The 5,223-nt window shown below is 56.1% G+C and carries 4 protein-coding genes; all 4 read left to right on the forward strand.

Features of this window, described 5'->3' with window-relative positions:
* On the forward strand, positions 1-199 hold a 199-nt coding region (locus AB7849_RS19395; protein WP_369501557.1), incomplete at its 5' end, for a hypothetical protein.
* Positions 183-995: a hypothetical protein gene (locus AB7849_RS19400; RefSeq protein WP_008209892.1), complete on the forward strand. Its 813-nt coding sequence runs from the start codon at positions 183-185 to the stop codon at positions 993-995. The genes AB7849_RS19395 and AB7849_RS19400, both read left to right, overlap by 17 nt.
* A gap of 781 nt (positions 996-1,776) precedes the next feature.
* The gene (locus AB7849_RS19405; RefSeq protein WP_237711782.1) at positions 1,777-2,181 is read left to right on the forward strand and encodes a hypothetical protein; all 405 of its coding nucleotides are present in this window, start codon (positions 1,777-1,779) and stop codon (positions 2,179-2,181) included.
* A 21-nt stretch (positions 2,182-2,202) separates the two neighbouring features.
* Positions 2,203-5,157: a lipase family protein gene (locus AB7849_RS19410; RefSeq protein WP_369501558.1), complete on the forward strand. Its 2,955-nt coding sequence runs from the start codon at positions 2,203-2,205 to the stop codon at positions 5,155-5,157.
* Positions 5,158-5,223: the final 66 nt, after the last annotated feature.

Here is a 5,223-nt window from a genome sequence, read left to right on the forward strand (position 1 = left end):
CCGCCAAGCGTGCACTCAGCACCGCATCCGAGGCAAGATCGCCGTCGTGTCAACCACACCAGACGCGAGAGAGCCGACAAGGGGAGCGGGTTCATTGATTTCACCAATGGCAATGAGTCGGCTCGCCCGCTTCGCACTCTTGGAAGAGAAGGTTGGTCAATGTCAGGCGGTGGAGGTGAACCATGGTGTCATTTTGTAAGCGGTACCTGAACCGGACTGTCGTCCTGATAGCAAGTTCAGGCATTGTGGTGATTACTGTTTGCTGGGTTGTTTTCCATGCCTATGCCAGTCACGTGGAACGGGCTGCGACGGAAAAGTGCGAGGCCATGAGGCCTGGAGAACGAAAGGAGTCGTTTATTCGCAGCCTCATCGAGCTTAAAAAAAGGAATGCGGAGCTGAGCAACAGATTCGCGGGCCAAGGCGTTTATCGTGTTGGCATCGCACGCAATTTCACCGAGTTTGAAGCGAGACATATCGTCGCTGCCGCTTATGAGAGCAGCCTTTCATTCGAGAAGAATTTCGATATAACGAGGATTGATGTCATCAAGCCCGGTGTCGTAGCCAAATGGAACGATAAAGATGCGCTGGTGAGCTACTCGACAAACGAAGGCGCCGTGGCTGATTTCATTCCATTTCTTGGCGTGATTGAGGTTGCCGGGGTGGAGCGGACTGGCCAGGGTGTCGGTCGCTTTATCCAGGAGCGAGAAAAAGATGGTGCCAAATATCACGTATTCAGCATGAAAAACATTTCGGTGGTGCGCGATTGCTGCAGCGGCCATGAGCGAACATCCGGGCTCGACGATGATCATGTCAAGCACAAAATGGACGCGTATCGTCAAACCATGGCGTTCTTTTCCCCGGAGTTCAATGGGCGTGACCTGTATATCAATACCTCGTCTTGTGGAATTCCCTCTACCGAGGATGGCGATAACAATATGGGCACGCGCAGGCTGGATACTTTCATGATTACTAAACGGAAGGAGTTTTCAGAATGATTATGCCAACTTTCAAGACCATGATGAGTCGCTATCTCTTCAACAGGGATACTCCGCCAGATGATCTCGTCGATGAGTCTCTGATCAGTGGGCGTTCTGCACTAAATGGGGGTAATTGAATTTGTAAGCGCTGATGCTGAACTTAATGCCTGAGGAAATCCCCAGGCTCTGCCGGTAGACTCCCAGGGTTTGACCTATACAGCGGTCGTTGTGAGAGAAAGGGGTTGAGAGGTCAGGGACATTATTTCTCACCAAGCCAATTATCTCGTAAATTTCCTAGCGGCCAATCTCGCGGCCTCACCGTGGCTACGCACCAATAGCAATAATATCTCTGCCCCTTTTGCCCTAACCCTTTTTGCTCTAACCAACATCGAAAGTGTGTCCATGAAGCTCAACGTGGTTTTGATTCTGTGCGCTGTGTTGGTCGCGGGATGCAACTCGAAGCCTCCGACAGAAAGCGAATGTCAGACGGTCGCTGACAAAGAAATCGAGTATGCCGTGGGTCACACACTTCAGGAGTAATAAAGCGATGAAGAGAGTGGACGGATCTTCCTCAAAGTATTTGTACGGGAGGCTTTCGATGCTAACTCCACGAGTGACCTTGCGGCTGGTGCGAGGATTGGTTCTCGCGTTGACAATGGCGCTGGCCGGATGCGGCAAAGTGAGTCTGCAATGGTCCGAGCAGGTCCGGCTCCGGGATGGCCAGGTGGTCGTGGTCCAGCGAACCGCACAAGGGAAGACATACTCGGAGCTCGGCGGGCCCGGGGGCTGGAGATATCCCGTGGAAATGTCAGTTTCGATCGCCAAGGCACTAGGCAATATCAAAACGCCACCCGTGTGGCGCGACACCTACGTGCCTGTGCTTCTGGACTACGACGCTTCCAGCGGGTCTTGGTCGATGTTGGCGTCGTTCTACTACTGCGAGACATGGTACGCGCTTGGAAGGCCGATACCGCCCTACATCGAGTACCAGTCGATCCATGGTGCCTCATGGGAGCGCGTGCCGCTAGAACAAAGATTCATCGATAGGGAAACGAACCTCTTGACGGGGCCCGATACGGATGGAGAGCCGGACCTGGTAACGATTGCAGACAAGGATTTTCGTCAGCGATCGGCCGCACGGCAGTATCAGCGAATCCTGCGCAAGTGGGGTCGTGAAGAAGACAACTTTTGTGATTTGAAATGAAACGGACTTAGGAAAAAAATCATGACAAGCAATCTCGAATACGCGCAGCTGGCCACGCATGTGTATGCACGATCAAGCGCGAACCGGACTCCGCTCACCGACGGATGGGTGCAGATTTCCCGTCAGGAAGATGACATGTGGGGCTTCTCGGCGAGCGCATACCAACGGGGGGGCGAGATCGTCATTTCTTTCGCAGGCACCAACGAGAGCATGGATTGGGCCTCGAACGTTCCGGCCGGAATCGGCTTGGGAGCCTTCCAAGTCACCGAGGCGCTGGATTTTGTGCTTGGTCTCATGGCACAAAATCCAGGTGCTACTTTCAGCCTGACCGGCCATTCGCTGGGCGGCGGCCTGGCATCGGTAATGGCAGTCTTCCTAGACTTGCAAGCGACCGTCTTCGATCCAGCGCCCTTCGAGCTTAGCGCCAGGAATGACATCCTATTAGGTACGCTCCAAACCTATCTTTTCACCAGCGGCTACAACAATGCTGCCTTCGATGACTATACGTCCAGCCTGGGCGCACTGTTTTCGCAAAGAGAACCGAACGTTGTTGCCTACAGTACAGATGGTGAGGTGCTCGAATACCTGAGGTCGATTCTGCCTCCCATCCAGGGCGCAGCATACGAGTACGAAGTCGGTACGCCATCAGTCTTGGAATCAGTTCCAGGCTCGATGGCGATCTCCCTGCATTCGATGGATTTGCTGAGTTCTGTCATGCGTTCGCAGGCATTCAACACAGGACTGATCGAGCAGAATCGTGCGTTCTCTGTCTTCACCGACACCGGCTTGTATGCCGCAGATACGCGGTCGGACAAGCGCGACTTTATGGCCTCCCTGCACAACCGGCAGCTGGCGAGCGGCACAAACGGAAGCGGCATCTTGGATGCGGTGGGTGTGGACTTGCAAAAAATCGGCACCCGCGGAACCGCTTTTGAGAAGAATATAAATCGAGGGGCGCTCGCAACGCTGGCGGAGTACTACTACTTCGAGACCAGCCCCACGTCCTTGGAATTCTTAGACGTAGTCCAAGGCGGAATCACGCTGGATTTGTCGAAGATCGCGAGCGGCTCGGATCGAAAGGGGCAGGACATGCTCCTGGCCAACATTAAGAGTTGGCTGGCGGATAAGGAAAATCTCTCACCCGACTTGGGTGAGGTCCAGCGCGTGACACTCCAGTCGGGTGCCGGGAGCCTACAGGTAGTCGTGGAAGATGATGACAAGAAGGACGTCATCCTTGGCGGTGACGGTTCAGACCAGATCTCCGCGGGTGGCGGCGACGATTTCATTTTTGGCTTGGACGACTCGGACATCCTGCGAGGCGGTGCCGGGAAGGATGAGCTCCACGGTGGTGACGGCGACGATACGCTCTATGCGGGATCCGGCGCCGACGATGCCGACACCAGCGAGAACCGTCTGTTTGGCGGATGGGGCAACGACACGCTCTACGGCTCCGCCGGCAGGGACTATCTGAGTGCCGGTGGCAACACGGACACTCTTCGCGGTGGTGATGGTTTTGACATCTACGACATCGACAATTTGGACACGATTGAGGACTCGGACGGAAAGGGGGCTGTCTACCGGGGTAGCATGCAGTTAACCGGTGGCACCCGCGAGGAAGGTGATCCTGAGAACACCTACTACGGCGGTGGTGATGTCTATGTGCTGGACGGTACTACCCTGCGTGTAAACGGTGGCTTGACGATAGAGAACTACCACAAGGATGCGCACGATCTCGGCATCTTCCTCAAGACCGAAGATGACGACGATGAAGATGCGCCCGATGTAGGTCCCGCGGAGAACAAGAAGTCGCCCATCGTGATCGATCTGGATGGAGACGGCGTGGAAACGGTGGCGATGGACAAGGATCGCTATTTCGATCACGACGCCAACGGCATGCGGGAACGGACGGCATGGGCATCAGCGGATGATGGGTTTCTGGTGCGCGACTTGAATGGCAACGGGCTGATCGATAGCGGTCGCGAGATGTTCGGCAGTCAGACGCTGCTGAGCAACGGCCTGCTGGCCGCGAATGGCTTCGAAGCCTTGCGCGAACTGGATGCCAATCAGGACGGCAAGGTTGACGGCGCGGATGCTGCGTTCTCGGAGCTGCGCATCTGGCGCGATCTGGACGGTGATGGACAAACCGACGCCGGCGAGCTGCAGACACTCGCGGAGAATGGAATCGTCGGTATGCGGACGGCGTGGGAAAGTTCCAGCGTGGTCGATGCGAACGGACAGGCCCATGAGCAGACTGGCACGGCGATCCGTGCCGATGGAACGGACGCGGCTGCGGATGACATCTGGTTCCAGGTCGATACCGCGCACCGCGTCAACGCGCAGTTCAATGCAGGCATTCTCGACGTCATTGATCTGCCGGAAGCGAAGGCGTTCGGCAATCTGCCTGACTTGCGACAGGCCATGGCGACGGACCCGGTTCTCGTCGGAATGGTGCAGGCCTATATGGATGAAACCGTGCCTGCGGCGCGGGATGCGATGCTGGAAGGCCTGATCTTCCAGTGGGCCGGCGTCACCGATGTGGACCCGAACAGCCGCGATCCGCGCATGATTTACGGACATGTCATGGACGCCCGACAACTGCTGGTGCTTGAGCAGCTGATTGGTCGCGGCTACGAAGGCACCTGGTGCTGGGGCGAGCGCGATCCCAATCCGCACGGGCAGGCAGCGCCGTTGCTGATTGCAGAGTTCAAGAAATTTGAAAAGTACGTGCAGGCCCAGCTGCTTGCCCAGGCCGATCCTGCTCGATATGGATTCGTCGAGGGCGGGTTTGGCTCAGGTTATTCGCACGCCCAGGTCAACTGGTCTGACTTCCAGCAATATGCGGCAACGCTGAGGAACGCAGGTGACATCGGTGTGCTCGATCAGATCGTCGATGTAATCGAGGGACTCGGCACTTACTCTCCGGTGTTTCGGGAACAGTCCACGGAAGCGTTCGGGGTGCTTCTAGCAGGCTGTTGAGAATGTCGATTTCAAAGCTGCAGCGATAGAGTTTTTCTATCGCAGCAGGTGCATGTCCGTTTGGGT

Origin of the sequence: Rhodanobacter sp. FW021-MT20 (genome assembly GCF_041107475.1) — a bacterium.
Taxonomy (GTDB): Bacteria; Pseudomonadota; Gammaproteobacteria; order Xanthomonadales; family Rhodanobacteraceae; genus Rhodanobacter_A; species Rhodanobacter_A glycinis.

Bases quoted from the DNA above. Each gene is read 5' to 3' on its own strand.
- AB7849_RS19400 (WP_008209892.1), top strand. From the start codon at position 183: ATGGTGTCATTTTGTAAGCGGTACCTGAACCGGACTGTCGTCCTGATA.
- AB7849_RS19410 (WP_369501558.1), top strand. From the start codon at position 2,203: ATGACAAGCAATCTCGAATACGCGCAGCTGGCCACGCATGTGTATGCA.